The following is a 24,394-nucleotide window of genomic DNA, read 5'->3' as shown; positions in this document are numbered from 1 at the left end:
GCACGGCGGGTGCGGAGGGCGCGGGGCCGCCGGGCCCCGCGCCGTCCCCGGTACCGGTACCGGTACCGGTACCGGTACCGGTACCGGTGTGGGTCAGGGGGTTCCGCCGCCCGCGTCGGCACCCTCGACGGCGCCGCCGCCCGGGTCGCCGCCCTCGCTGCCGCCCGCGTCCGCGCCCTCGACGGCGCCGCCGCCCGGGTCGCCGCCGCTGTCGCCACCGGCCGGATCACCGGGGTTGTCCGTCGGCCCGGTCGTCGCCGGGGTGGACTCCTCCTCCGTCGGAGCGGTGGGGGGAGTCGTCGACGGGGCCGTCGAGACGTCGTTCGTGGGCGAGTGCTGTGTCGCCGGCGGCTGGATCGGCTTGGTCACCGAGGTCGACTTCCAGGTCGGGGACTGCCCCTGCCCCGGGTTGGTGCCGGGCGTCTGCTGCGTCCGCGAGGGGGAATCCGACGGCGACGGGCTGGTCTTGGCCGGTTCCGAGGACTGGGTGGTCTTCGGCTTGTCCGTCGGCGGGGCCTTGGGCTCGTCCCGCCCGCTCAGGGCGTAGGCGACGCCCGCCACGACGGCCACCAGCGCGAGTGCCGCCACCAGCCAGACCGCGCTCCGGCTGCGGCCGGAACCGGGCCGGCCGCCGTCGTATCCCCCGTCGTCCGGGTTCATCGGCGGCAGTATCGGTCCCTGCGCGGTGTCCCCGTGGACCGGGTGCACGGCGGTCGCGCCGGGGCCGCCCATGCCCATGGCGGTGGTGGCGTTGCCCTCGGGGCCGGGCACGAAGCCGGTGTTCCAGCTGCCGTTGTGGCTGCCCTGCTGCTGAAGCATCTGGAGCCCGAACTGCACCAGACCGCGCATCTCCTCGGCGCTCTGGAACCGGTCGTCCGGGTCCTTCGCGAGGGAGCGCATGACCAGCCCGTCCAGCTCCGGCGGCACCACGTCGGAGGCCTGCGACGGCGGCAGCGGAATGTCCTGGACATGCTGGTAGACGACCGACAGCGGGGTCTCGCCGGTAAACGGCGGACGCAGCGACAGCAGTTCGTAGAGCAGACAGCCGGTGGCGTACAGATCGGAGCGGTGGTCGACGGCCTTGCCCAGCGCCTGCTCCGGGGAGAGGTACTGCGGGGTGCCCATGACCATGCCGGTCTGCGTCATCGTGGTGGACGCGCCGTGCAGGGCGCGCGCGATGCCGAAGTCCATCACCTTGACCGCGCCCGAGTGCGTGATGATCACGTTGGCGGGCTTGATGTCGCGGTGCACGATGCCGTGCTGGTGCGAGTAGGCCAGCGCCTCCAGCACTCCGGAGACGATGATCAGCGCCTGCTCCGGCGGCGGGGCGTCCGCGTTGATCAGCAGATCGCGGATGGTGCGGCCCTCGACCAGCTCCATGACGATGTACGGCACGGACTGGCCGCCCACCACATCCTCGCCGGAGTCGTAGACCGCCACGATCGCGTGGTGGTTGAGCCCGGCGACGGACTGCGCCTCACGGGTGAAGCGCGCCTTGGAGATCGGGTCCTCGGCGAGGTCGGGGCGGAGCAGCTTCACCGCGACGGTACGGCCGAGCCGTACGTCCTCCGCCGCGAAGACCTCGGCCATGCCGCCGCGTCCGAGGCGGTGGGTCAGGCGGTACCGGCCGTCGCCGACCAGTCCGCCGGCGCCCCAGGCGTCCGCCGCATCCGGCACGCCGCCGCTGCCGGCCTCGGGTTCGGGTGCCATCAGTCCTCGCCGTCGTATCTGTGTATCGGTGCCGTGTGGCCTCACGCTACAGCCTTCATACGTCAGGCCAGTCTGAGATGGACCGGCCTTTAAACCTCTGTGAGCACGGCCACGCGCATTTCGTGGCACTCCTGTGACGCTGACCGGACGGTAATTGTGCGTACGGTCACGGAACGGACGCCCGGCTTGACGTGCCGGACCCCTCGGGCACACTTGCCCCGTAACAGGGACAACGGATCACTCCGGGCCTTCGGCGTCCGGGCCGGACCGGACAGCGGTCGTCACGCCGAGGGGGATGCACAGTCATGAGCCAGGACGGCGGGCGTGGCCGGTACTCGGGCGGTTCCCTGGCCGGTGGCCGGTATCAGCTGCGCGATCTGCTCGGCGAGGGCGGCATGGCGGCCGTCCATCTGGCGTACGACACCGCGCTGGACCGGCAGGTCGCCATCAAGACGCTCCACACGCAGCTGGCGCACGAGCAGTCGTTCCGCGAGCGGTTCCGGCGCGAGGCGCAGGCCGTTGCCAAACTGTCGCATCCCAATATCGTCTCGGTCTTCGACACCGGCGAGGACACCGTTGTCTTCGACGCCTCCGGGGCCTACGCGACCGCCGACGGCGGCGCTCCGATGCCGTACATCGTCATGGAGTACGTGGAGGGTCTGCCGCTCGGCTCGGTGCTCCACGCGGATGTGCGGCAGTACGGGGCGATGCCCGCCGACAAGGCCCTGAAGGTGACGGCCGATGTGCTGGCCGCGCTGGACAGCAGCCATGAGGTGGGGCTCGTCCACCGGGACATCAAGCCCGGCAATGTGATGATGACCGGGCGCGGGGTCGTCAAGGTGATGGACTTCGGCATCGCGCGGGCGATGCAGTCGGGCGTCGCGTCGATGACCCAGACCGGCATGGTGGTCGGCACTCCGCAGTACCTCTCCCCCGAACAGGCGCTGGGCCGGGGCGTGGACGCCCGCTCCGATCTGTACTCGGTGGGCGTGATGCTCTTCCAGCTGCTCACCGGGCGGCTGCCGTTCGACGCCGACGCTCCGCTGGCGATCGCTTACGCGCATGTGCAGGAGGAGCCGCCGGCGCCCTCCTCGATCAACCGCTCGGTCACCCCGGCGATGGACGCGCTGGTGGCGCGGGCGCTGCGGAAGAACCCGAACGAGCGCTTCCCGAGCGCCGCCGCGATGCGGAGCGAGTGCGCCCGGGTCGCGAGCGCCGGGCAGTCGTCGGCACCGGTGATCGTCTCGGGCGGTCCGGTGGCGAGCGGGGCGGGGGTGGGCTCCGCGGTCTTCCCGCCGGTGGACCACGGCCGGCCGCCGGCCGCCGCGCCGGAGCCGCCCCGGCCGCAGCCCATGGGGCAGCCGGGGCACATGGGGCAGCCGTATCAGCAGCCTGGTCCCTACCGGGCTCCGGCGCCCGGTCCGCAGTACGGATACCCGCAGGGGGCCGGGACGGTTCCGGGGCAGGGCCCGGTTCCGGGGCAGGGCCCGGTTCCGGTTCCGGTTCCGGGGCAGCACGGGGCCGGGTATCCGGGGCCCGCCTACCAGCAGACGCAGTCCTCGTACACGATGTCTCCGCCGCCTCAGCACCCCGGCGGCCCGCCGCGCCGCAAGGGCTGGAACAAGAAGGCCGTGATCGTCCTGGGCGGATTGGCCCTGGCGGCGGCGGCGCTGTATCAGGTGGCCGAGGGACTGAGGTTCGATCCGCCCGCCGACGAGCCCACCGGGGGCTCCACGTCGAGCGCCTCCGCCGACCCGTCCGCCCGGGGCGGCTCCGGGAACGGTTCCGGGGGCCAGGCGCTGCCGCCGGAGCGCAATCGGACCATCAAGATCACCAAGTGCACGGACGCCATGGAGGACGGCACCGACCCGTCGAAGGTCCAGGCCCCCAACCTCCTCCACAAGGACGTGCTCTCGGTCAAGGAGTGCCTGCGGGCCGCGGACTGGACCTGGAACGTCCGTGAGGTCGACAACCCGCAGTGGCCCAAGGACACCGTGATCAGCCAGTTCCCCGCACAGGGGGCGGCCGTCTCGCCGAACAACCAGGAGTTCGAGCTCCAGATCTCGACGGGCAAGTCGGGCTGACCCTCCCTCCCCCCGCTCCCCTCCCCTCTTCGAGATGCCGGATTCATCCCGCCATGTGACGCTGAGTTCATTGCGCGGACCGGCCGGTGACGGCCACCGTCCGGCACATTCGGCGAGTTCGGCAGGTCCGGTACGGGAGGGGGTCACCCGGTGGCTCCAAGGCGGCGCACCCGCTGCGCCCTCGCGGTCGTCCCGGTGCTGCTGCTGGCCGCACCCCGGGCCCAGGCCGGGGAGTCCGCGCCGCCGGTCCCGGAGCCCGGCCCCACCGCGTCGGAGTCCTTCGCGGGACGGCCTGCGGGCGAGGGCCGGCCGCGCCCCGGGCGCTCCCCGGTGAGTGAGACCCCGACCCCGCCGCAGGAGCCGTCGGCGAGCCGCTCCGGCCCGGCCGCTCCGTCGCCGAACGGGTCCGTGTCACATTCCCGTCCCGGCTCCCCGACCGCGACGGCCACCCCGAAACCCCATCGGACCAGCCCCGGCCACCCCTCTGACTCCGATTCCGGTTACGCCTCCGACAACCGTCTTCCGGATGGCTCGGGGGCGGACCCGCTCGATCCCGAGCCCGCTGGCGAGGACGAGGCGCACGACGGGGACGACACCTCCGGCGAGGAGGCCCCGACGGTCGCGTCACCCAGCGGCCCGCCGCACGAGGCCGCACGTCAGCAGCGTACGGAGGCCGTTCCCGAGCCGGTCGCACGGCAGGTCTCACCACTCTCGCTCGGGGTCGGGATGGCCCTCATGGGGCTGGGAATCGGCTTTCTGGGGATCCGGATGCGCCGCCGCTGAAGGGCGGGAAACCGCTGTCGGCACTTGCTTCCGCTTACTTGTGGATCCGCCTCGCGTCGCCCCTTGTCCCCCTCAGGGCGGACCCGGCGAGATCCGTCTCCCGGCGGTTGGCGACACACGGCATACCCGGTATACATACTCGGTATGTCCATCCGTCACGGGCTCCTCGCCCTCCTCGAAGAAGGCCCGCGCTACGGCTCGCAGCTCCGCACGGAGTTCGAGTCGCGCACGGGAGCGACCTGGCCGCTCAACGTCGGCCAGGTGTACACGACCCTCAACCGGCTCGAACGCGACGGCATGGTCGCGCAGGGCGGGGAGGACGAGGCGGGGCACGCGCTGTACGCGATCACCGAGGCCGGCCGCGCCGAACTGCGGAACTGGTTCGCGTCCCCGGTGGACCGGAGCAGTCCGCCGCGCGACGAGCTGGCCATCAAGCTGGCGATGGCGGTCGGCGCGCCCGGCGTGGACATCCGCTCCGTCATCCAGTCGCAGCGCCACCACACCGTGAAGGCGATGCAGGAGTACACCCGGCTCAAGGCCCAGGCCCTGCTCTCGATCGAGGGCGGGGGCGGGGGCGGGAGCTCGCGGGAACGGGACGACGTGGCCTGGCTGCTCGTCCTGGAACAGCTGATCTTCCAGACCGAGGCCGAGGCGCGCTGGCTCGACCACTGCGAGGTGCGGCTCCTCCGGCTGGCCGCCCTGACCGGGCGGCGAGCCGCGGAGCGGTCGGCCGCCGCACCGCCGGAGACCCGGCCGGACCCGCCGGGGCCCGACGGATCTCCCACCGCCTCCGCGCTGTCCCCGGGCGGACGCGGATCCGCCCGCACCCACCGCCCCGGCTGAACCGCCCCCGCCCGGTGCGCTCTCCCCGAGCGCTTCCACCGGGCGGGGGAGTCCCGGCCCGACCGCTCAGGACCGGGGCCATGGGCCCGGGGACCGGATCGGCGATCCGGCCCCGGACCCGGCCGTCTCCGGCTCACGGCTCCGGCTTCCGCCTTCCGCTTCGGCTTCGGCCCGGCTCCGGCTCCGGCTCCGGCTTCCGCTTCGGGACCACCAGCCGACCGGGCGGCCCGGCCACCGCCGCGCGGCGCTCCCCGCCCGGCCCGCGAACACGGCTCGCGAACACAGCCCGTGCCACACACCGCTCAGCCCATCAGTCCGAGGGGGACCCTCCCATGTCCAATTACCCGGCTCAGCAGTCACTACAGCCTCAGAGATCACAGCAGCCCGTACTGCAACTCCAGCAACTGGCCCGTGTGCACGGGAGCGGAGCCACCGAGGTGCACGCCCTGCGAGGCATCAATCTGGATGTCTTCCCCGGCGAACTCGTCGCCGTCATGGGCCCGTCCGGCTCCGGCAAGTCCACGCTGCTCACCATCGCGGGCGGTCTGGACTCCCCCACCTCCGGCAAGGTGATCGTCGAGAACACCGACATCACCAGCGCCGACCGGAAGACGCTCGCCGCGATGCGCCGGCGCAGCATCGGCTATGTCTTCCAGGACTACAACCTCATACCGGCGCTGACCGCCGCAGAGAATGTCTCCCTCCCCCGCGAACTGGACGGTGTCCCCGCCCGCAAGGCCCGGGTGGAGGCCGTCGCCGCCCTCGCCGAGATGGACCTCCAGCATCTCGCCGACCGCTTCCCGGACGAGATGTCGGGCGGCCAGCAGCAGCGCGTCGCCATCGCCCGCGCCCTGGTGGGCGACCGCCGGCTGGTCCTCGCCGACGAGCCGACCGGCGCGCTGGACTCCGAGACCGGCGAGTCCGTGCTCGCCCTGCTGCGCGCCCGCTGCGACGCGGGGGCCGCCGCCATCCTCGTCACCCACGAGCCGCGCTTCGCCGCCTGGGCCGACCGGGTGGTCTTCCTCCGCGACGGATCCGTGGTCGACCAGACGGTGCGCGGCAACGCGGACTCGCTGCTCTCCGGCCGGGCGGCCGAACTGTGAAGACCTGGTACCACTCCTGGCGGGCGGCGATCCGCATCGCCCGCCGCGACGCCTGGCGCGCCAAGGGACGCAGCTTCCTCGTCCTGGCGATGATCGCGCTGCCCATCGTCGGTGTGAGCGCGGCGGATCTGACGATCCGCAGCCACGAGCTCTCCGCCGAGCAGGAACTCGAACGGGAGATGGGACGGGCGGACGCCCGCGTCCGCGATGCCACAACCGGCGGCGAGCCGGTCATGCAGTCCCCCGACGCCCAGAGCCACTCCGCGGTGGGCGACTTCGAGGACAGGCCCTACCCGCAGGGCCGGACCGATGTCGCCAAGGCGCTGCCCCCGGGGGCGGAGGTCCTGACCGACACCGCCGGCCGGGCCAAGCTGCGCACCGAACACGGTCTGCTGAACACCCAGGTCCGGGAGGTCCGGGCGGCGGACCCGATGGTCGAGGGCATGCTGTCGCTGACCGGCGGACGCTTCCCGCAGAAGGCCGACGAGGTGGTCGCGACCGACTCCTTCCTGAAGAACAGCGGTCTGAAGGTGGGTTCCGGGCTCACCGCCCGTCATCTCGACCGCGAGTACACCGTGGTGGGCTCGTACGAGCTGCCCCAGGCGCTCAAGACCGACGAGGTCGTCGCGCTCCCCGGGGCCCTTCTCGCGCCGCTCGACAAGTCCTTGAAGAAGCACGATCTGCCCACCACCGGGAGCGACACCACCTATCTGGTGAAGTTCCCCGGCGGTTTCACGTGGAACATGGTCAAGGACACCAACGCCAAGGGCGTGGTGGTCGAGTCCCGTTCCGTCACCCTGAACCCGCCGCCGGACTCCGCCGTGCCGCTCTTCCAGAGCGACAACTGGGCGAGCGGCTCCGGGCAGGGGCAGGACGCCATCATCTTCGCCACGATCGCCACCGTGGTCGCGCTGGCCCTGCTGGAGATCTGTCTGCTGGCCGGACCGGCCTTCGCGGTCGGCGCCCGGCGTTCGCGCCGTCAGCTCGGCCTGGTCGGGGCCAACGGCGGTGACCGCCGCCATATCCGCGCCATCGTCCTCTCCGGCGGTCTGGTGATCGGTGCGGCCGCCGCGGTGGTCGGCACCACTCTGGGCATCGCGCTCACCCTGGCCCTGCGGCCACTGCTGGAAGACTTCGTGGGGGCCCGCTTCGGCCACTTCGACATCCGGCCGCTGGAGCTTCTCGCCATCGCGCTGCTCGCCGTGGTCACCGGGGTGATGGCCGCCCTGGTGCCGGCCGTCACCGCCTCACGGCAGCCCGTGCTGGTCTCCCTGACGGGCCGTCGCGGCGTCCGCAAGAGCAACCGGGTGCTGCCGGTGATCGGTCTGGTCGCCGTGGTCCTGGGCGTGGCGATCGCGCTCTACGGCGCGATCATGTCGGAGCAGACGCTGCTGGTCGCCGGCGGCAGCGTCCTCGCCGAGCTGGGTGTCGTCGCGCTCACCCCCACCCTGGTGGGGCTCTTCGGCCGGCTCGGCGGTCTGCTGCCGCTCTCCCCCCGGCTCGCGCTGCGGGACGCGGTGCGCAACCGGGGCCGCACGGCCCCGGCGGTGGCCGCCGTGCTCGCGGCGGTCGCCGGAACGGTCACGGTGGCGACCTACCAGGCGAGTGCGGAGGCCGAGGAGAGGGCCTTGTACGAGCCCGCGATGCCGCACAGCTCCGTCTCCCTCTTCGCCGGCGAGGCGGGCGGCGCCCGGGAGGTACCGGGGCTGCGCTCCACCGTGCAGAAGATGCTCCCGGTCGATGTACGGGCCGATCTGGACCGGCTCTCGGTGGGCAGCCCCAACTGCTCGCTGTACGACGGCTGGGGATACGAGAAGCCGGAGTGCGGGAGCTACACGGTGCTCACCCCCCGCGCCAACGAGTGCCCGCTCTGGTACACCGACCCGGCCCGGCCGGACGAGGACCCGTCCACCAAGTACAGCAAGGAGCAGAGGCAGAAGCTCGCCGAGGACTGGCGGTGCCAGAACCTCGAAGGCTCCGGCACCGGAGTCGATGTCGCGGTCGGTGACGCCAAGCTGCTGAAGGTCCTCGGCATCAAGGACCCGGCGGCCGAGAAGGCGCTCGCGGACGGGAAGGTGCTCGCCTTCAGGCGGAGCCATGTCAACGCCGAGGACAAGATCGACATCCGGCTGGTCACCGACGTCAAGGCGGCCTCCGAGGCGCAGGCGAAGAGCAAGCCGGCCCCCGGCAAGGTCAAGTCCTTCCCCGCGTACAAAATGCCCGAGAGCGCGAACTCCTGGGGCATCCCGCTGATCATGCCGGCCGCCGCGGCGAAGGCCGCGGGCATCGACACGCTCCCGCACGGCGCGTTCTACTCCACGGACCGGATGCCCACCAGCGAGGAGCGCCAGCGGCTCGACGCCGAGATCGCCAAGACCGGCTCCGACCCCAGTCTGATGATCGAGGCGGGCTACACCGCCAAGAACGACCTCGTCCTGCTGGCGCTGGCCATCTTCGCCGGACTGATCACCATCGGTGCGGCGGGCATCGCCACGGGGCTCTCCCAGGCCGACGCCGAGGCCGATCTGAAGACGCTGGCGGCGGTCGGCGCACCGCCCAGGGTGCGCAGAACGCTCAGCGGGTTCCAGTGCGGGGTGGTCGCCACGATGGGTGTGGTGCTCGGCTCGGCGGCGGGCATACTGCCGGCGATCGGGCTGCGGCTCGCCAATCGGCGGGAGAAGATGAAGTGGTTCCAGGACGCCTTCGACCAGGGCTATGTCACCGCTGCGGACGCGCCGTTCGTCCCGATCGTCCTGCCCTGGATGACGCTGCTCGCACTGCTGATCGCGGTTCCGGTCGGCGCGGCTCTGCTGGCGGCGCTGGTGACCCGCTCACGCGGGGGACTGGCCCGGCGCGAGGCGTCGTAATCCGGCGGTAGACCGCCTTTGCGGCACAGTCCGCGCTTTTGTGCCCCCGTACGAGGTGATCATTCTCGTTCGGGGGCCACCCCTGCGCGGCTCGGATGTGCGAGAGAATGACCGCATGGAGATGCCGAGGAATGAACGGTCGCAGGAGAGCCCCCACGTACTGGTCGTGGGTCAGGACGGAATGGCGCTCGGCGGCGGTGACGGTGACAGTGAGCGGCGCGAGATCCCGGTGACGGAGATGGTCGAGCAGCCGGCGAAGGTCATGCGCATCGGCAGCATGATCAAGCAGTTGCTGGAGGAGGTCAGGGCGGCTCCTCTGGACGAGGCGAGCCGGGTCCGGCTGAAGGAGATCCACGCCAGCTCGGTCAAGGAGCTGGAGGACGGCCTCGCGCCGGAGCTGGTGGAGGAGCTGGAGCGTCTGTCCCTGCCCTTCACCGACGAGGCGGTGCCCTCGGAGGCCGAACTCCGGATCGCCCAGGCCCAGCTGGTGGGGTGGCTGGAAGGTCTCTTCCACGGCATTCAGACGGCTCTGTTCGCCCAGCAGATGGCGGCCCGCGCGCAGCTGGAGCAGATGCGCCGCGCGCTGCCGCCGGGCAGCGGTCACGAGGACGACGACGACCACCCGCAGCACGGGGCGATCCGCTCGGGTCCGTATCTGTAGGCCTCGGCCGCGGGATGGGCGACGGCAGGGCCGGGGGCCGGACGGGGCGGACGCCCGGTCCGGCCCCCGGGCGCGTCACGGGCCGGGCCCGTGACGGGCCGGGCCCGTGACGGGCCGGGCCCGTGAGGCGGTCCGTCAGCCGGCCCGCAGGAGTACCTTCCCCACCGGCGCGCCGGACTCCAGCACCCGATGGGCCTCCGCCGCGTCCTTCAGCTCCAGCACCCGGTCCACCACCGGGCGCACCCGGCCGCCCTCGATCAGCGGCCACACATGCTCGCGCACCGCCGCCACGATCGAGGCCTTCTCTCCCAGCGGACGTCCCCGCAGCGAGGTCGCGGTGATCGCGGCGCGCTTGCCCAGCAGCGCCGCCAGGTTCAGTTCGCCCTTGACGCCGCCCTGGAGACCGATCACCGCGAGCCGCCCGTTGACCGCGAGCGCCCGGACGTTCCGGTCCAGATACTTCGCGCCGACGATGTCGAGGATGACGTCCGCGCCCGCGCCGTCCGTGGCCTTCCGCAGCTCTTCCACGAAGTCCTGCCGCCGGTAGTCGATCAGGATGTCCGCGCCCAGTTCAGCGCAGTGCGCCAGTTTCCCGGGGCTGCCCGCCGTGACGGCGACCCGCGCTCCCACCGCCTTGGCGAGCTGGATCGCCATCGTGCCGATGCCGCTCGCTCCGCCGTGGATCAGGACCGTCTCACCCGGCCGCAGGTGCGCGATCATGAAGACGTTCGACCAGACGGTCGCGGTCACCTCGGGAAGCGCGGCGGCGGATACCAGATCAACCCCCTGGGGCACCGGGAGCAGCTGTCCGGCCGGTACGACGGCCTTCTGCGCGTATCCGCCGCCCGAGAGCAGGGCGCACACCTCGTCGCCGACGGCCCAGCCGAAGACCCCGGGGCCCAGTGCGGCGATCCGCCCCGAGCACTCCAGACCGGGATGGGGCGACGCCCCCGGCGGCGGGTCGTAGGAGCCCTGCCGCTGAAGCAGATCGGCGCGGTTGACGGCGCTCGCCGCGACCTCGACCAGGACCTCGCCCTGGCCGGGCACGGGATCGGGTACCTCGGCCCACACGAGCGCCTCGGGACCGCCGGGTTCGGGAATCGTGATGGCATGCATGGCGGCGAGGCTACTCCCGGCCGGGAAACCGTCCGCCGCCCCGTGTCACCCGTGCCGTCAGTTCCGCTCGGACCGGGTGGAGCCGCTCGCGTGGACGATGGTGATCAGGCGGTCCGTCAGCTGGAGCGGGCTCGCGGCGGGGTCGTCGTAGCCGATCAGCCGGTGTCCGCGCAGCACGCTGACCACCAGGTCGTCCGTCTCCCGGACGCTCCGTCCCACCTCGGCCTTTATCACCGGCCGCTCGACCAGATCGAGCCCGCTGCCCTGCTGGATCAGATCCTCCATCACCGCGCCCGCGCTGGGGCTGAGCACGGAGAGCCCCAGCAGCCGGCCCGCCGCGCTGGCGCTGGTGATCACGGCGTCGGCGCCGGACTGCCTCAGCAGCGGCGCGTTCTCCTCCTCCCGCACCGCCGCGACGATCTTCGCCTCGCGGTTCAGCTGGCGGGCCGTGAGCGCGACCAGCACGGCGGTGTCGTCGCGCTGAGTCGCGATGATGATCTTTCCGGCCCGCTGGACCTCGGCCCGGATCAGCACATCGCTGCGGGTCGCGTCGCCGATCACGCCGGTGAAGCCCTCGGCCACGGCGGCGTCGATCACCTTGCTGCTGGGGTCGATGATGACGATCCGGTCTTTTTTCAGACCTGTCGCGGTCATCGTCTGAATGGCGGAACGGCCCTTTGTGCCGAATCCCACGACGACGGTGTGCTCGCGCAAGCGAAGCCTCCAGCGGTTCTGCGAAATCCCACCCGCGCGCGTGACGATCGCCCGCGCGGAGAATTGAAGCTACCTCCAAACCCTTCAACACGGCGGACGGGGGCCGCGTTCGGACGAAGGATCGGCGACCATGGTCACTCGTGCCGGCCGACCGGCCCATGAACGAAACCGACCCGAGACGCCAAGAGGGGACATCCGATGAAGGACGAGAGACGACCGCCGCCTAAGGCAGCAGGGAGGTTCTCGATCCTGCTCTCCCTGTGGAATCGGTCGAACGGCGAGGCCAGGGACGACGCGGAGGCCGGGCGCTCCATCACCATGCCCGCGCAGGCCGCCGTGCCGCCGCTCCAGCAGGTGCTGAGGCGGCTGGCCATGGCCCTGCTGGTGCTGACCGTGACCACGCTGCTGGTCTGGTTCGACCGGGCCGGCTACAACGACAACGCCGATGGGAAAGTCGACTTCCTCGACGCCGCTTATTACACGACCGTCACCCTCTCCACCACGGGATACGGCGATATCGCGCCGGTCAGCGACGGTGCCAGGCTGACGAATATCCTGATCATCACGCCCTTGCGGGTGGTGTTCCTGATCATTCTGGTCGGCACCACTCTCGAAGTGCTCACCGAACGCACCCGCCAGCAGGTCCGGGTCCATCGCTGGCGCTCCCGGATGCGCGATCACGTGATCGTCGTCGGATACGGGACCAAGGGGCGGCACTCGATCGAGACCCTTCTCGGTCAGGGCATTCCCAAGGAGAAGATCGTCGTGATCGATCCGCAGCAGAAGGCGGTGGAGGCGGCGAGCGCCGACGGGCTGGTGTCGGTCCTCGGTGACGCTACCCGCTCCAAGACCCTCCTCAAGGCCGAGCTCCAGCGAGCCGCCAGGGTGATCATCGCCCCGCAGCGGGACGACACCGCCACCCTGGTCACACTCACCGCCCGCCAGCTCAACCGGCGCGCCTCCATCGTGGTCGCCGTCCGTGAGGACGAGAACGTGCCGCTGCTGAAGCAGAGCGGCGCGGACACCGTGGTCACCAGCTCCAGCTCGGCGGGACGGCTGCTCGGGGTGTCGATGGCCAGCCCGCACGTCGCCGACACCCTCGAAGACCTGATGACCCGGGGCAGCGGACTCAACCTCGCGGAGCGCTCCGTGACCAAGACCGAGGTCGGCCGCTCTCCCCGCGAGTGCACGGATCTGGTGGTGGCCGTGGTGCGCCGGAAGAAGATGCTGGACTACGCCGACCCCGAGTGCGCCCGCCTCCAGTTCGGCGACCGGCTGATCACCATCAGCCGCGAGGAGACCGGCTACTGAGCCTGTTTCACGTGAAACACCTCACGGCCGCGCCGGAGGGGGCTCCGGGCAGCCAGGGCAGCTCCAGCACCTCCAGCTCGCCGCCGGGGCCCGCGCCGCCGGGAGGCACCGCCGCGAGCCCGTCGGCGGCGGCGATGCCCCGCAGCATGGCCGGCCCTCCGTAGCGCAGCGGCAGCAGCCGTTCGTCACGGTGGACGAAGGGCACCAGCCGGGTGTCCCGGGGATGGCCGTGGACCTCGCCCTCGACCGGCACCCGGTACGGCTGCCGGGCCGGCAGACCCATCAGGCCCCGCAGCAGCGGCTCGGCCAGCGTGAGAAGGCCGGAGACGGCCGCCAGGGGGTTACCGGGCAGCCCGACCAGGAAACGGCCCGCAGAACGGCTCTCGCCGGTTTCGCCCCGGGGGGCGAGGGCGGCCAGCAGCATGGGGTGTCCCGGGCGCACCGCGACCGAGTCGATCAGCAGCTCGGCCCCCGCCCGGCTCAGCACGGGGTGGACGTGGTCGACGGGACCGGCGGCCGTGCCGCCGGTGGTGAGGACGAGATCCGCGGTCGAGGCGGTGACGGCCCGGTGGAGGGCACGGGCGTCGTCCCCGAGCCGCCGGGTGGCGACGACCTCGGCCCCCAGCGCGGTCAGCCAGGGCCCGACCATCGGCCCCAGGGCGTCGCGGATGAGCCCTTCGTGCGGAAGTCCCCCGGTGAGCAGCTCGTCCCCGAGGATCAGCACCTCGACCCGGGGCCTGGGGACGATGCCCAGCTCGTCGTAGCCTGCGGCCGAGGCCAGTCCCAGTACGGCGGGCGTGACCACCGTCCCCGCGGGCAGCAGCCGGTCGCCCGAGCGGCACTCCTGTCCCCGGGGGCGGATGTCCTGCCCCTGGAGCACCGCCCGCCGCGCGTGCAGCAGCCGCTGTCCCTCGTCCGTACGGGCGTGCTCGCCCCGGACTACGGCGGTGGCCTCCGGCGGGATGCGCGCGCCGGTGGCGATCCGTACCGCCGTACCGTCCTCCAGCGGCGGCGGGACACCGCGCCCGGCGAGGATCGTGCCGCCGTCCCTCACGGCCCAGGGGCCCGGTCCGGCGACGGCCCAGCCGTCCATCGCGGAGGTGTCGAACGAGGGCAGGTCGCAGAGGGCGGTGAGAGGTTCGCCGAGCACCCGGCCGAGCGCCTGCTCCAGCGGTACCCGGACGGTGCGGATCCGGGCGTCGAGGCCGATCCGGGCGGCCAGCGCCCGCGCCTCGGGCCAGGCGGTCGCGCCGTGCCGTTCCGGCTTCTCGTGCTTCTCGGGGTTCTCGGGGTTCTCGGGGTTCTCCGGGGAGCGCGCGGGGCCGCCCGCGGTCCCGTTCCGCCGGTTGTCCCCGCTGACCAGCGCCAGCGCCTCCGCCACCCCGTCGGCGTCCCAGTCCTCCGCCGGTCCGCCGGAGCCCGGTGCGCCGGAGCCCGGTGCGCGGGTGTCCTGAGTACGGGTGTCCTGAGTACGGGTGTCCTGAGTACGGGTGTCCTGAGTACGGGTGTCCGGTGCGCGGGTTTCGGCGGGATCCGGTGCCACGGCCTTCCGCGCCCGGCCGCCGGGGGCCTTGGCGGGCGGGCCGTCCGGCGCGACGGGGTCCCGGCCGCTCGGCGGCGCGTCGGACGCCTTCGCCCGGGTCCTGGCCGGTTCCTTCGCGGCGGCGGTCTTGCGGGGGCTCCGGGTCCGTGTCCCCTCCGGGCGGTCCGTGCCGGTCATCCGATGTCCGTCCGTCCTGGGCCGGAGCCCTCCGGGCCGGCCGGGCCGGTCTCCGCCTCCCAGCGCAGGGCGAGCGCCGCGGCCCTGCGGGCGGCGTCGGCGACCGCTTCCGGGCCCTGTCCGGGAGCGGCGGTGGCCGCCGCGTACCCCACCAGGAAGGTGGTCAGCGGCGCGGCCGGGCGGGCCACGCCGTGCGCCGCGTCCCGGGCGAGATCGAGCAGCAGATGGGTGTCGACGTCGAGCTCGATTCCGAGCTCGTCCTTGACCGCGATGATCCATTCATCCAGCACGTTTCCATGCTCCCTGATCCGGGCCCTGGCGGCGGCGAGGTCGGCCCAGGTGTCGCAGTCGAAGGACGCCTCCGGCTCCGCGGCGACACGGGCGATGTCCAGCTCCTGCGGCAGCAGCCGGAGCGGCAGCCCGGCCAGCGTTCCGTACTCGGTCGCGAGCAGCGCCAGCTCGCGGCGGAGCGGCTCGGTCCGATAGGCGGCCACCAGCGGCTGGTCGCGCCCCTCGGCGTCGGTGAGCAGCACCGCCTCGTGCCCGCCGGCGGCGAGCGCGGCCAGCAGCCGCCGTACCGTCGGCTCGCCGAGGAACGGCAGATCGGCGGAGAGGACGAGAACGGTCTCCGACTCCGCGCGGAGTCCGCGCACCCCGGCGTCCAGCGCGGCGAGCGGGCCGCCGCCCGGCGGGCTCTCCCGGGTCCAGACGACGGGCCGGGCGGTGGGCCGCCGGCCGCCGACGACAACGGTCTCGCCCGCGCCCCGGCAGGCCGCGAGCACCCGGTCGAGCAGGGACCGCCCGCCGACGGTCAGCCCCGGCTTGTCGGCCCCGCCCAGCCGTTTCGCCTCGCCTCCGGCGAGCACCACGGCGTCGTGGTCGGGCGTTTCCAGGGGGTCGGTGCGGTGTGTCGCGGTCATGTCCGCAGTATGGCCGTGCCCTGGGGGAAAACCCGCGGGCCGCCCGGAGTGCGGGCGGCCCGTGAGGAACCGGCCGGGCGGCGTGGGGTCCCGCCCGGACGGTCCGGTGTGGGGCTCAGAGACCGCGCAGCAGCACCGCGGGCTGTTCGACGCAGTCCGCGACATGGCGGAGGAATCCGCCGGCCGTGCCCCCGTCGCAGACCCGGTGGTCGAAGGTGAGCGAGAGCTGCACGACCTGACGCACGGCCAGCTCGCCCCGGTGCACCCAGGGCTTGGGCACGATCCGGCCGATCCCGAGCATGGCCGCCTCGGGGTGGTTGATGATCGGTGTGGAGCCGTCGACGCCGAACACCCCGTAATTGTTGAGGGTGAAGGTGCCGCCGGTCAGATCGCCCGGGGTGAGTGCGGAGTGCCGGGCCGCCTCGGTGAGCCGGGCGAACTCCTCGCTCAGCGACTCGACGGAGCGCCGGTGCGCGTCCTTCACCACGGGCACGACCAGGCCGCGCTCGGTCTGCGCGGCGAACCCGAGGTGCACCTCGGGGAGTCGCACGATCTCTCCGGCTGCCAGGTCCACCGTGGAGTTCAGTTCGGGGTGGCGGGCGAGCGCCGCCGTGCAGATGCGGGCGAACAGGGCGACGAGCGAGATCCTGGGCCCGCCCACCGCGTTCATCGCGGTGCGCGCGGCCATCAGTTCGGTCGCGTCGGCGTCGACCCAGCAGGTGGCGTCGGGTATCTCGGTACGGCTGCGGGACAGCTTGGCCGCCACCGCACCGCGCACCCCGCGCAACGGGATCCGTTCCCCTCCCGGGGAGGCCGGCGCGGAACGCGGCGGGGTGCCCCGCCCGGCCGGGACCCGGGGGCTCCGGGGCGCGGCGACCGGCGCGGGCCGGGGCGGCGTCCGGGAGGCGGGCGGGCTCGGAGGCCCCGGGCGGGCCGCCAGGCCGGCCGCCCGCATGGCGTACTCGACGTCGGCGCGCAGGATCAGACCGTCCGGGCCCGAGCCGGCGAGCTGTCGCAGATCCAGTCCGTGTTCTCTCGCGAGCCTGCGCACGAGGGGCGATATGACGGGCACGGGCCCGCACTGCCCGTCGTCGTCCTCCTGCGCCAGGGCCTCGGCGGCCGGAAGCGCCGCCGTGTCGGGCCGGATCCTGCGGCGTCTGGCCGCGGGCGCTCCCGTCCCATAGCCGACCAGCACATTCCCCGAGGTCTCACTCGCCGCCGAACCATCTGCCGCCGAGCCGTTGACCACCGCCCCCGAGGACGCGGAGCCGTCGGAGACGGGGCCCGGGAGAGCCGCCCCGGCCGGCTCCGAGCCGCTCGCCGCGCCGCCGGGGGAATCCCCGGCCGTGCCGTCCGACGCCCCCACCGCCACGGTCAGCAGGGGTGCCCCGACCGGGAGTTCGCCGCCCTCCTCGCCGAAGCGCGCGGTGACCACCCCCGCGTACGGGCAGGGCACCTCCACCATCGCCTTCGCCGTCTCCACCTCGACGACGGGCTGATCGACGGCGACGACGTCGCCCACCGCCACCAGCCAGCGCACGATCTCCGCCTCGGTCAGTCCCTCGCCGAGATCGGGCAGCCTGAACTCCAGCACCTGTGCCATTTCAGCTCTCCGCCTCCCACTGCAACCGCGCCACCGCGTCCAGCACCCGGTCCACTCCCGGGAGATGGTGCCGCTCCAGCATGGGCGGCGGATAGGGAATGTCGAAACCGGCGACTCTCAGCACCGGTGCTTCCAGGTGGTGGAAGCACCGCTCGGTGACCCTGGCGGCGATCTCTCCCCCGGGTCCGCCGAAGCCCGTGGACTCATGGACGACCACCGCGCGCCCGGTGCGCCGCACCGAGGCGCAGACCGTCTCGTCGTCGAAGGGGACGAGCGAGCGCAGATCGACCACTTCCAGGTCCCAGCCCTCGGCGGCGGCCGCCTCGGCCGCCTCCAGACAGACCGGCAGCGAGGGCCCGTAGGTGATCAGGGTGGCCCCCGTCCCGGGCCGCCGGACCACGGCCCGGCCCAGCGGCGGCACCTTCGCCGGGGCCGTCGGCGACCAGGACGACTTCGCCCAGTACAGCCGCTTGGGCTCCAGGAAGACCACCGGATCGTCCGCGGCGATGGCGGCCCTGAGCAGCCCGTAGGCGTCCTCCACCGTGGCGGGGGTGACGACCTGGAGCCCCGGGGTCGCCATGTAGTACGCCTCGGACGAGTCGCTGTGGTGCTCGACGCCGCCGATGCCTCCGCCGTACGGCACCCGGACCGTGATCGGCAGCGGCATCCGGCCCCGGGTGCGGTTCCGCATCCGGGCGACATGGCTGATCAGCTGCTCGAACGCCGGATAGGCGAAGGCGTCGAACTGCACCTCCACGACCGGCCGCAGCCCGTACATCGCCATGCCGACGGCGGCTCCGAGGATGCCCGCCTCCGCCAGCGGGGTGTCCGTGCAGCGGTCGTCGCCGAACTCGGCGGCGAGCCCGTCCGTGATCCGGAAGACTCCGCCGAGGGTGCCGACGTCCTCGCCGAGGACATGGACGGAGGGATCCTCGGCCATCGCGTCCCGCATCGCCCGCTTGAGCGCCTGGGCCATGGTCGCGGGCTTCTCGGCGGTCCGCTCCTCGGTCGTCGCCGGGGTCATCGCGCCTCTCCCTCCGCCGTCAGCTCGGCCCGCAGCAGCTCGCTCTGCTCCCGCAGCTGGCCGGTCTTCTCGGCGTACACATGCGCGAACAGATCCATGGGGTCGAGAACCGGATCGGCGTTCATCCGCTCGCGCAGTTCGGCGGCCATCGCCTCGGCCGCGTCGGCGGCGGACCGCCGGCGGTCCTCGTCCAGCAGCCCGCGCCCGGTCAGCTCCCGCTCCAGGAGGAGGATCGGGTCGTGCTGTCGCCACAGCTCGACCTCGGGCTCCTCCCGGTACCGGGTGGCGTCGTCGGCGTTCGTATGGGCCTCGATGCGGTAGGTCACCGCCTCGATCAGCGTCGGACCGTCACCGCGTCTGGCGCGGGCCAGGGCCTCGGAGACGACCTGGTGCACGGCCGGGGCGTCGTTTCCGTCGACCAGCCGGCCGGGCATCCCGTACCCCACGGCCTTGTGGGCGAGGGACGGGGCGGCGGTCTGCTTGGCGAGCGGCACGGAGATCGCGAAGCCGTTGTTCTGGACGAGGAAGACGACCGGGGCGCGCCAGACGGCGGCGAAGTTCAGCGCCTCGTGGAAGTCGCCCTCGCTGGTGCCGCCGTCGCCGACCAGGGCGAGCGCGACGACGTCGTCCCCCTTGAGCCGGGCCGCGTGCGCCAGCCCCACCGCGTGGGGCAGCTGGGTGGCGAGCGGGGTGGACAGGGGCGCGACACGGTGCTCGTACGGGTCGTACCCGGTGTGCCAGTCACCGCGCAGCAGGGTCAGCACGCTCACCGGGTCCATGCCCCGGGTCACGGCGGCGAGGGTGTCGCGGTAGCTGGGAAAGAGCCAGTCCCGCTGCTCCATCGCGAGCGCGGCGGCGACCTGGCAGGCCTCCTGGCCGGTGCTCGACGGATAGACGGCGAGCCGGCCCTGCTTCGTCAGCGCGGTCGCCTGGGTGTTGAATCTGCGGCCGAGGACCAGCCGGTCGTAGAGGGAGAGCAACAGCTCGGGGTCTGCGCCCGCCATCGCGTCCGTGCCGAGCAGCCGGTGGGGCTCGGCGTCGGGAAGCAGTGGCGCGGGGTCGGTGCGGGGCTGCCAGGCCGGGGGCGGGGTGGGCCGGTGGGCGACGGCTCTCAAAGCGAGCACCTCCTCGTGGGAGCGTGGAGTGGGCGGCCGGAAATGTGGCGCGCCTCACCTACCGATTGTTCGGTCGTGGACGCATTTTGGCTACAGGCGGCTTCAGCCTGTGGACAAACGGTTCTCCACAGCCTGTAGTGGGCACAGGTCGTCCATGCCAGGGAGGCGGGGGGATATGAGGCCTGAACAAATGGCCGAGAACGGATTTCTCGACGAGGGCTGCGCCGATCGGGCCGAGCCGCCTCCGGCCAGGGCGGATCCCGCCCTGAACAGAGCGGATCCCTTCCCGGGGCAGGCTCAGCAGCCCCGGGCCCTGGACGCCATCGACCGCGACATCCTGCGCATTCTCCAATCGGAGGGACGGGCCTCCATACGGGCCGTCGCCGAGCGGGTCCATGTCTCGCGCGCCAATGCCTACGCCCGGATCAACCGGCTCATCGACGACGGCGTCATCCAAGGCTTCGGTGCCCGCGTCAACCATGAACGGGCCGGTCAGGGGGCCTCCGCCTACATCACGCTCAAGATCGTGCAGAACTCCTGGCGGACGGTCCGCGAGCAGTTGCAGGCGCTGCCGGGAGCCGCGCACATCGCGCTGGTCAGCGGCGATTTCGATGTACTTCTGCTGGTGCACACCCCGGACAACCGCACCCTGCGGGAGCTGGTCCTGACCCGGATCCACTCCATCCCCGAGGTGCTGTCCACCCGTACCCTGCTGGTCTTCGAGGAGACGGACCTCCATCCGGCCCCCGCCGTCCCGGAGGCCGAGCCGCAGTGATCGCGGGCCCGCGGCCCCCCGCGAGCCTCCCTGGGCATCCGGGAGGCTCACAGGGGCTCCCCGGGGCTCATGGGCGCTGGGGAGCCGTGCGCAGCCCGTCGAAGGCCAGCCGGACCACCGTCTCGGCGAGCTGGTCGTCGTCCTGGCCGCCGCCGGGGTGCGGCCGGTACCACTCCACCAGGGAGTTCACCATGCCGAAGAGCAGCCTGGTCGCCAGCCTGATGTCCACGTCCGCGCGGAGGTCGCCGTCGGCCGCCGCGGCCTTCAGCAGATCGGCGACGCGCTGGTCGAACTCCCGGCGGCGCTCCATCGCCCACCGCTCGGTCTCGGTGTTGCCCCTCACCCGCAGCAGCAGCGTCACATGCGGGAGTTCGGCCATCAGCACCTCCACGGTGCGCCGGGTGACGTACTCGATCCGCTCGACGGCCCGCCCCCGCACCGCCCCCGGCTCCTCCAGGACCGCGAAGAGCGCGTCCAGCGCCCGGCTCACGGCACGCCGCAGCAGCTCCTCCTTGCCCGCGACATGGTGGTAGATGGACGACTTGGAGATGCCGGCGGCCTGGGAGAGGTGCTCCATGGAGGTGCCGTCGTAGCCGCGTTCGTTGAAGACGCGCACAGCGACGTTCAGCAGAGTGTCCGGCGTGTAGGCGTCCCGCTTTGCGGCAGTCATGAGTCCGGGTCCGATCCTTCTCCGTCAGGGGCCGAGGCGTGTGTGTGCAGGAAAAGCGCCAGGCCGGGGGCGTAACGGCCGCCCGGCACCCGCTCGTCGACCGATTCCAGCAGCTCGTGGGCGTACCCCAGAGGGAGCTTCCGGTTCCATTCGAGGGGGCCCACGGGGTAGTTGACGCCGAGGCGCATCGCGGTGTCGATGTCCTCCTCGGTGGCGACGCCCTTGGCGACGGCGTCGGTGGCGAGGTCGATCATCATCGCGACCGTACGGGCCACGATCATGCCGGGGGCGTCCTTGATGACGCTGACCTTCTTGCCGAGGGCCTGGAAGAGGCCGACGGCTTCCTGAAGGGTGCGCTCGCCGGTGTGCGGCGCGGCGCTGAGCGCGATCCGGGTGGCGGCGCGGTAGTCGAGGGCCAGATCGAAGTAGACGACGTCGCGGTACTCGGCGGCGGTCTGGCCGTCGACGGGCACCAGCTGTCCGCCGCTCGGCAGGATCAGCCGGGTGCCCTCGTCCTCCGGCTCCCGGCGCAGGGTGACACCGGATTCGGCGATCAGCTCCAGCAGTCCGGGGGCGGGGTCGAGCTCGCCCTCGGCGACGACGTACGCGGGAGGGGCGGCGGGGGCCGCGGTGTGCGGCCGGGGGCGCTCGGCGCCGTCCGCGTAGTCGTACCAGCCGCGGCCCGACTTGCGGCCGAGCGAGCCGGCCTCGACCAGCCGCCGCTGGAGCAGCGAGGGGATGAACTTCGGGCTCCGGAAGAAGGATTCCCACACCGAGCGGGTGACGGCCTCATTGACGTCCTGGCCGATCAGATCGGTCAGTTCGAAGGGGCCCATCCGGAAGCCGCCGCTCTCGCGCAGGACCGCGTCCAGGGTCGCGGGGTCGGCGACCCGGTCCTCCAGGAGCGCGAAGGCCTCCGCGTAGAAGGGCCTGGCTATCCGGTTGACGATGAATCCGGGCAGATCGGCGCAGCTCACCGGGGTCTTGCCCCAGGCCGTGACCGTCGCCAGGGCCCGGCGCGCGGCATCGGCCCCGGTGGCGGTGCCGCTGACGACCTCCACCAGCGGGAGCAGCGGGGCCGGGTTGAAGAAGTGGAGTCCGACGAAGCGGCCGGGGCGGCTCAGTGCGCCGGCGACGGCCGTGACGGAGAGGGAGGAGGTGTTGGTGGCGAGGAGGCAGTCGTCGGAGACGATGCCCTCCAGCTCGCGGAACAACTCCTGCTTGACGGAGAGCCGTTCCACGACGGCCTCGACGACGAGGGCCGCGTCGGACAGCTCGGCGAGGCCGGCCGCGGGATGCAGCCGGGCACGGGCCGCGTCCCGGTCGGCGGCGGTCATCCGGCCCTTGTCGACCTGCCGGTCCAGCCGCGCGCCGATCGCCGCGGCGGCCTCGCCGACGCGGCCGGGCAGGGTGTCGTAGAGCCGTACGGGATGGCCCGCGACCAGGGCGACCTGGGCGATGCCCTGTCCCATGGCCCCGGTGCCGACGACCGCGACGACGCGATCGGGGTCGATGGCCGCGCCCCGGAGGGCGTCGGTGTTCTGCTCCACGGCGCTGGTGCTCATGGGAGTGATCCTCCCGGATGAGTTTTCCACAGGTTTGACAGGCCCCCTTGTCCCGACCGATCGTTCGGTTACTCTAACTCTGTCCTTCCGTCCCTGCCCAGCTCGACGAGGAGTTGGTCCGCCATGCAGCTGACCGAGACCCGGCTGACCGAGAGCCACCGGCCGACACTCGACCAGGCTCTTGAAGCGATCCGCACCCGCGCCTACTGGTCCCCGCACCCCGAGCACCCCAAGGCGTACGGCGAGAGCGCGCCGGCCGACGGCCTCGCCGCCTTCGAGGCCCTGCGCTCCACCCGCTTCGAGCTGGACCAGCCCGGCACCGACGGCTGGACCGGCGGCGAGGTCTCGCCGTACGGCATCGAGCTGGGCATCGAGTATCCGCACGCCGACCCGGAAGTGCTCCTTCCCGCGATGCGCGCGGGGACGGCCGCCTGGCGCGAGGCGGGCCCGAAGCTGCGCGCCCTGGTCTGTCTGGAGATCCTCGCCCGGATCAGCGCCCGTACCCATGAGTTCGCGCAGGCCGTGATGCACACCAGCGGGCAGGCGTTCATGATGGCGTTCCAGGCGGGCGGTCCGCACGCGCAGGACCGCGGCCTGGAGGCCGTGGCCCACGCGTACGCGGAACAGACGCGCGTCCCGGAGGCCGCCGACTGGTCCAAGCCCCAGGGCAAGCGGGATCCGCTGAAGCTGCGGAAGTCCTTCACCGCCGCCGGCCGGGGTGTCGCCCTGGTCATCGGCTGCAACACCTTCCCCACGTGGAACGGCTATCCCGGGCTCTTCGCCTCCCTGGCCACCGGCAATCCGGTGCTGGTCAAGCCGCACCCCCGCGCGGTGCTGCCGCTCGCGCTGACCGTCCGGACGGCCCGCGAGGTGCTCGCCGAGGCCGGCTTCGACCCGAATCTGGTGTGCCTGGCCGCCGAGCGCCCCGGCGAGGGCATCGCCAAGGCGCTGGCGCTCCGCCCCGAAATCAAGATCATCGACTACACGGGCTCCACCGCGTTCGGCGAATGGCTGGAGGCCAACGCCCGCCAGGCGCAGGTCTACACCGAGAAGGCCGGCGTCAACACGGTCGTGATCGACTCCACCGACGACTACCGGGGGATGCTCTCCAATCTGGCCTTCTCGCTCTCCCTGTACAGCGGCCAGATGTGCACCACCCCGCAGAATCTGCTGATCCCCCGGGACGGCATCGCCACCGAGGCGGGCCCGGTGCCGTACGACCGGGTGGTGGCCGATCTCGCGGCAGCCGTCGGCGGTCTGCTCGGCGACGACTCCCGGGCCAACGCCCTGCTGGGCGCGCTGGTCAACCCGGAGGTGCGGAGCCGGCTGGAGGGCGCTTCGGAGCTGGGCGAGGTGGCGCTGTCCTCCCGGGAGATCGCCAACCCGGAGTTCCCCGACGCCGTGGTGCGCACCCCGGTGATCGTGAAGCTCGACGGCGGCAAGGCCGATCCGGACGCGGTGTATCTGAGCGAGTGCTTCGGCCCGGTCTCCTTCGCGGTCGTCGTGGACTCGACGGCCGGGGCCCTGGAGCTGCTGCGGCGCACGATCCGCGACAAGGGGGCGATGACGGTCGGCGCGTACACCACATCGCCCGAGGTGGAGCGGGCGGTCGAGGAGGTCTGTCTGGAGGAGTCGGCGCAGCTCTCGCTGAATCTGACCGGCGGGGTGTACGTCAACCAGACCGCCGCGTTCTCCGACTTCCACGGCTCCGGCGGCAATCCGGCGGCGAACGCGGCGCTGTGCGACGGGGCCTTCGTCGCGGGCCGTTTCCGGGTGATCGAGGTCCGCCGCCAGGCCTGACCGGGCGGGG

At 72.6% G+C, this 24,394-nt stretch carries 18 protein-coding genes and 1 pseudogene; 9 read left to right on the top strand and 10 right to left on the bottom strand.

The genetic code is table 11. From position 1 onward, the window contains the following. Positions 1-93 precede the first annotated feature (93 nt). Complete coding sequence (locus ABD371_RS12945) at positions 94-1,710, bottom strand: protein kinase domain-containing protein (RefSeq protein ID WP_344476139.1); 1,617 nt, start codon at positions 1,708-1,710, stop codon at positions 94-96. Positions 1,711-2,015: 305 nt separating this feature from the next. Between ABD371_RS12945 and ABD371_RS12940 the strand changes: the two genes are divergently transcribed. The 6 genes from ABD371_RS12940 to ABD371_RS12915 all read left to right on the top strand — a co-directional run bounded on the left by ABD371_RS12940 (position 2,016) and on the right by ABD371_RS12915 (position 10,051). Then, entirely contained in the window at positions 2,016-3,794 is a 1,779-nt protein-coding gene (locus ABD371_RS12940) for a protein kinase domain-containing protein (RefSeq protein ID WP_344476137.1), read from the top strand. A 150-nt stretch (positions 3,795-3,944) separates the two neighbouring features. Further along, a complete protein-coding gene (locus ABD371_RS12935) occupies positions 3,945-4,577 on the top strand; it encodes a chromosomal replication initiator protein DnaA (RefSeq protein ID WP_344476135.1) in 633 nt (210 codons plus the stop codon). Positions 4,578-4,721: 144 nt separating this feature from the next. Beyond that, positions 4,722-5,420 carry a PadR family transcriptional regulator gene (locus ABD371_RS12930; protein ID WP_344476133.1) on the top strand — a complete coding sequence of 233 codons (699 nt, stop codon included), beginning with the start codon at positions 4,722-4,724 and terminating at the stop codon, positions 5,418-5,420. A gap of 332 nt (positions 5,421-5,752) precedes the next feature. Further along, positions 5,753-6,523 carry an ABC transporter ATP-binding protein gene (locus ABD371_RS12925; RefSeq protein WP_344476131.1) on the top strand — a complete coding sequence of 257 codons (771 nt, stop codon included), beginning with the start codon at positions 5,753-5,755 and terminating at the stop codon, positions 6,521-6,523. After that, complete coding sequence (locus tag ABD371_RS12920; protein WP_344476129.1) at positions 6,520-9,390, top strand: FtsX-like permease family protein; 2,871 nt, start codon at positions 6,520-6,522, stop codon at positions 9,388-9,390. Before ABD371_RS12925 ends, ABD371_RS12920 begins: the two co-directional genes overlap by 4 nt. A gap of 115 nt (positions 9,391-9,505) precedes the next feature. Continuing rightward, complete coding sequence (locus tag ABD371_RS12915; RefSeq protein ID WP_344476127.1) at positions 9,506-10,051, top strand: bacterial proteasome activator family protein; 546 nt, start codon at positions 9,506-9,508, stop codon at positions 10,049-10,051. Between the two features lie 135 nt (positions 10,052-10,186). Here ABD371_RS12915 and ABD371_RS12910 read toward each other — a convergent pair whose 3' ends face one another. Then, entirely contained in the window at positions 10,187-11,167 is a 981-nt protein-coding gene (locus ABD371_RS12910; protein ID WP_344476125.1) for an NAD(P)H-quinone oxidoreductase, read from the bottom strand. A 57-nt stretch (positions 11,168-11,224) separates the two neighbouring features. Beyond that, positions 11,225-11,896: pseudogene (locus ABD371_RS12905) on the bottom strand (potassium channel family protein); the annotation flags it as partial. A gap of 183 nt (positions 11,897-12,079) precedes the next feature. Between ABD371_RS12905 and ABD371_RS12900 the strand changes: the two are divergent. Continuing rightward, the gene (locus tag ABD371_RS12900; RefSeq protein WP_344476123.1) at positions 12,080-13,192 is read left to right on the top strand and encodes a potassium channel family protein; all 1,113 of its coding nucleotides are present in this window, start codon (positions 12,080-12,082) and stop codon (positions 13,190-13,192) included. A gap of 7 nt (positions 13,193-13,199) precedes the next feature. Here ABD371_RS12900 and ABD371_RS12895 read toward each other — a convergent pair whose 3' ends face one another. From ABD371_RS12895 to pdhA, 5 genes are all read right to left on the bottom strand, one after another. Further along, positions 13,200-14,912, bottom strand: coding sequence for a molybdopterin molybdotransferase MoeA (locus tag ABD371_RS12895; RefSeq protein WP_344476121.1), 1,713 nt, complete (start codon positions 14,910-14,912; stop codon positions 13,200-13,202). Then, a complete protein-coding gene (locus tag ABD371_RS12890) occupies positions 14,909-15,832 on the bottom strand; it encodes an NTP transferase domain-containing protein (protein ID WP_344476119.1) in 924 nt (307 codons plus the stop codon). Before ABD371_RS12890 ends, ABD371_RS12895 begins: the two co-directional genes overlap by 4 nt. A gap of 115 nt (positions 15,833-15,947) precedes the next feature. Then, complete coding sequence (locus tag ABD371_RS12885) at positions 15,948-17,435, bottom strand: dihydrolipoamide acetyltransferase family protein (protein WP_344476117.1); 1,488 nt, start codon at positions 17,433-17,435, stop codon at positions 15,948-15,950. Position 17,436: 1 nt separating this feature from the next. Beyond that, the gene (locus ABD371_RS12880) at positions 17,437-18,459 is read right to left on the bottom strand and encodes an alpha-ketoacid dehydrogenase subunit beta (RefSeq protein WP_344476115.1); all 1,023 of its coding nucleotides are present in this window, start codon (positions 18,457-18,459) and stop codon (positions 17,437-17,439) included. After that, a complete protein-coding gene (pdhA, locus tag ABD371_RS12875) occupies positions 18,456-19,583 on the bottom strand; it encodes a pyruvate dehydrogenase (acetyl-transferring) E1 component subunit alpha (protein ID WP_344476112.1) in 1,128 nt (375 codons plus the stop codon). Before pdhA ends, ABD371_RS12880 begins: the two co-directional genes overlap by 4 nt. A 166-nt stretch (positions 19,584-19,749) precedes the next feature. Between pdhA and ABD371_RS12870 the strand changes: the two genes are divergently transcribed. Beyond that, a complete protein-coding gene (locus tag ABD371_RS12870) occupies positions 19,750-20,349 on the top strand; it encodes an Lrp/AsnC family transcriptional regulator (protein ID WP_344476110.1) in 600 nt (199 codons plus the stop codon). Between the two features lie 67 nt (positions 20,350-20,416). Here the strand turns inward: ABD371_RS12870 and ABD371_RS12865 are convergent, their stop codons facing one another. After that, positions 20,417-21,019, bottom strand: a complete 603-nt coding sequence (locus ABD371_RS12865) for a TetR/AcrR family transcriptional regulator (RefSeq protein ID WP_344476108.1) — start codon at positions 21,017-21,019, stop codon at positions 20,417-20,419. Next, positions 21,016-22,584: a 3-hydroxyacyl-CoA dehydrogenase gene (locus tag ABD371_RS12860; RefSeq protein WP_344476106.1), complete on the bottom strand. Its 1,569-nt coding sequence runs from the start codon at positions 22,582-22,584 to the stop codon at positions 21,016-21,018. Before ABD371_RS12860 ends, ABD371_RS12865 begins: the two co-directional genes overlap by 4 nt. 123 nt (positions 22,585-22,707) lie before the next feature. Here ABD371_RS12860 and paaN point away from each other — a divergent pair, with 123 nt between their 5' ends. Continuing rightward, the gene (gene paaN, locus ABD371_RS12855; RefSeq protein WP_344476104.1) at positions 22,708-24,384 is read left to right on the top strand and encodes a phenylacetic acid degradation protein PaaN; all 1,677 of its coding nucleotides are present in this window, start codon (positions 22,708-22,710) and stop codon (positions 24,382-24,384) included. The last annotated feature ends 10 nt before the right edge of the window (positions 24,385-24,394 follow it).

The sequence above is a fragment of the Streptomyces amakusaensis genome, from assembly GCF_039532665.1.
In the GTDB taxonomy this organism is placed as follows: domain Bacteria; phylum Actinomycetota; class Actinomycetes; order Streptomycetales; family Streptomycetaceae; genus Streptomyces; species Streptomyces amakusaensis.
Note: the sequence above shows the minus strand (reverse complement) of the source record. Positions and strands in the feature narration are given on the sequence as shown.

What these genes read in the sequence shown, in the direction of transcription:
- ABD371_RS12945 (WP_344476139.1), bottom strand. Translation starts at nt 1,710, where the DNA reads ATGGCACCCGAACCCGAGGCCGGCAGCGGCGGCGTGCCGGATGCGGCG.
- ABD371_RS12940 (WP_344476137.1), top strand. Translation starts at nt 2,016, where the DNA reads ATGAGCCAGGACGGCGGGCGTGGCCGGTACTCGGGCGGTTCCCTGGCC.
- ABD371_RS12930 (WP_344476133.1), top strand. Translation starts at nt 4,722, where the DNA reads ATGTCCATCCGTCACGGGCTCCTCGCCCTCCTCGAAGAAGGCCCGCGC.
- ABD371_RS12925 (WP_344476131.1), top strand. Translation starts at nt 5,753, where the DNA reads ATGTCCAATTACCCGGCTCAGCAGTCACTACAGCCTCAGAGATCACAG.
- ABD371_RS12915 (WP_344476127.1), top strand. Translation starts at nt 9,506, where the DNA reads ATGGAGATGCCGAGGAATGAACGGTCGCAGGAGAGCCCCCACGTACTG.
- ABD371_RS12910 (WP_344476125.1), bottom strand. Translation starts at nt 11,167, where the DNA reads ATGCATGCCATCACGATTCCCGAACCCGGCGGTCCCGAGGCGCTCGTG.
- ABD371_RS12900 (WP_344476123.1), top strand. Translation starts at nt 12,080, where the DNA reads ATGAAGGACGAGAGACGACCGCCGCCTAAGGCAGCAGGGAGGTTCTCG.
- ABD371_RS12895 (WP_344476121.1), bottom strand. Translation starts at nt 14,912, where the DNA reads ATGACCGGCACGGACCGCCCGGAGGGGACACGGACCCGGAGCCCCCGC.
- ABD371_RS12890 (WP_344476119.1), bottom strand. Translation starts at nt 15,832, where the DNA reads ATGACCGCGACACACCGCACCGACCCCCTGGAAACGCCCGACCACGAC.
- ABD371_RS12885 (WP_344476117.1), bottom strand. Translation starts at nt 17,435, where the DNA reads ATGGCACAGGTGCTGGAGTTCAGGCTGCCCGATCTCGGCGAGGGACTG.
- ABD371_RS12880 (WP_344476115.1), bottom strand. Translation starts at nt 18,459, where the DNA reads ATGACCCCGGCGACGACCGAGGAGCGGACCGCCGAGAAGCCCGCGACC.
- ABD371_RS12870 (WP_344476110.1), top strand. Translation starts at nt 19,750, where the DNA reads ATGAGGCCTGAACAAATGGCCGAGAACGGATTTCTCGACGAGGGCTGC.
- ABD371_RS12865 (WP_344476108.1), bottom strand. Translation starts at nt 21,019, where the DNA reads ATGACTGCCGCAAAGCGGGACGCCTACACGCCGGACACTCTGCTGAAC.
- ABD371_RS12860 (WP_344476106.1), bottom strand. Translation starts at nt 22,584, where the DNA reads ATGAGCACCAGCGCCGTGGAGCAGAACACCGACGCCCTCCGGGGCGCG.
- paaN (WP_344476104.1), top strand. Translation starts at nt 22,708, where the DNA reads ATGCAGCTGACCGAGACCCGGCTGACCGAGAGCCACCGGCCGACACTC.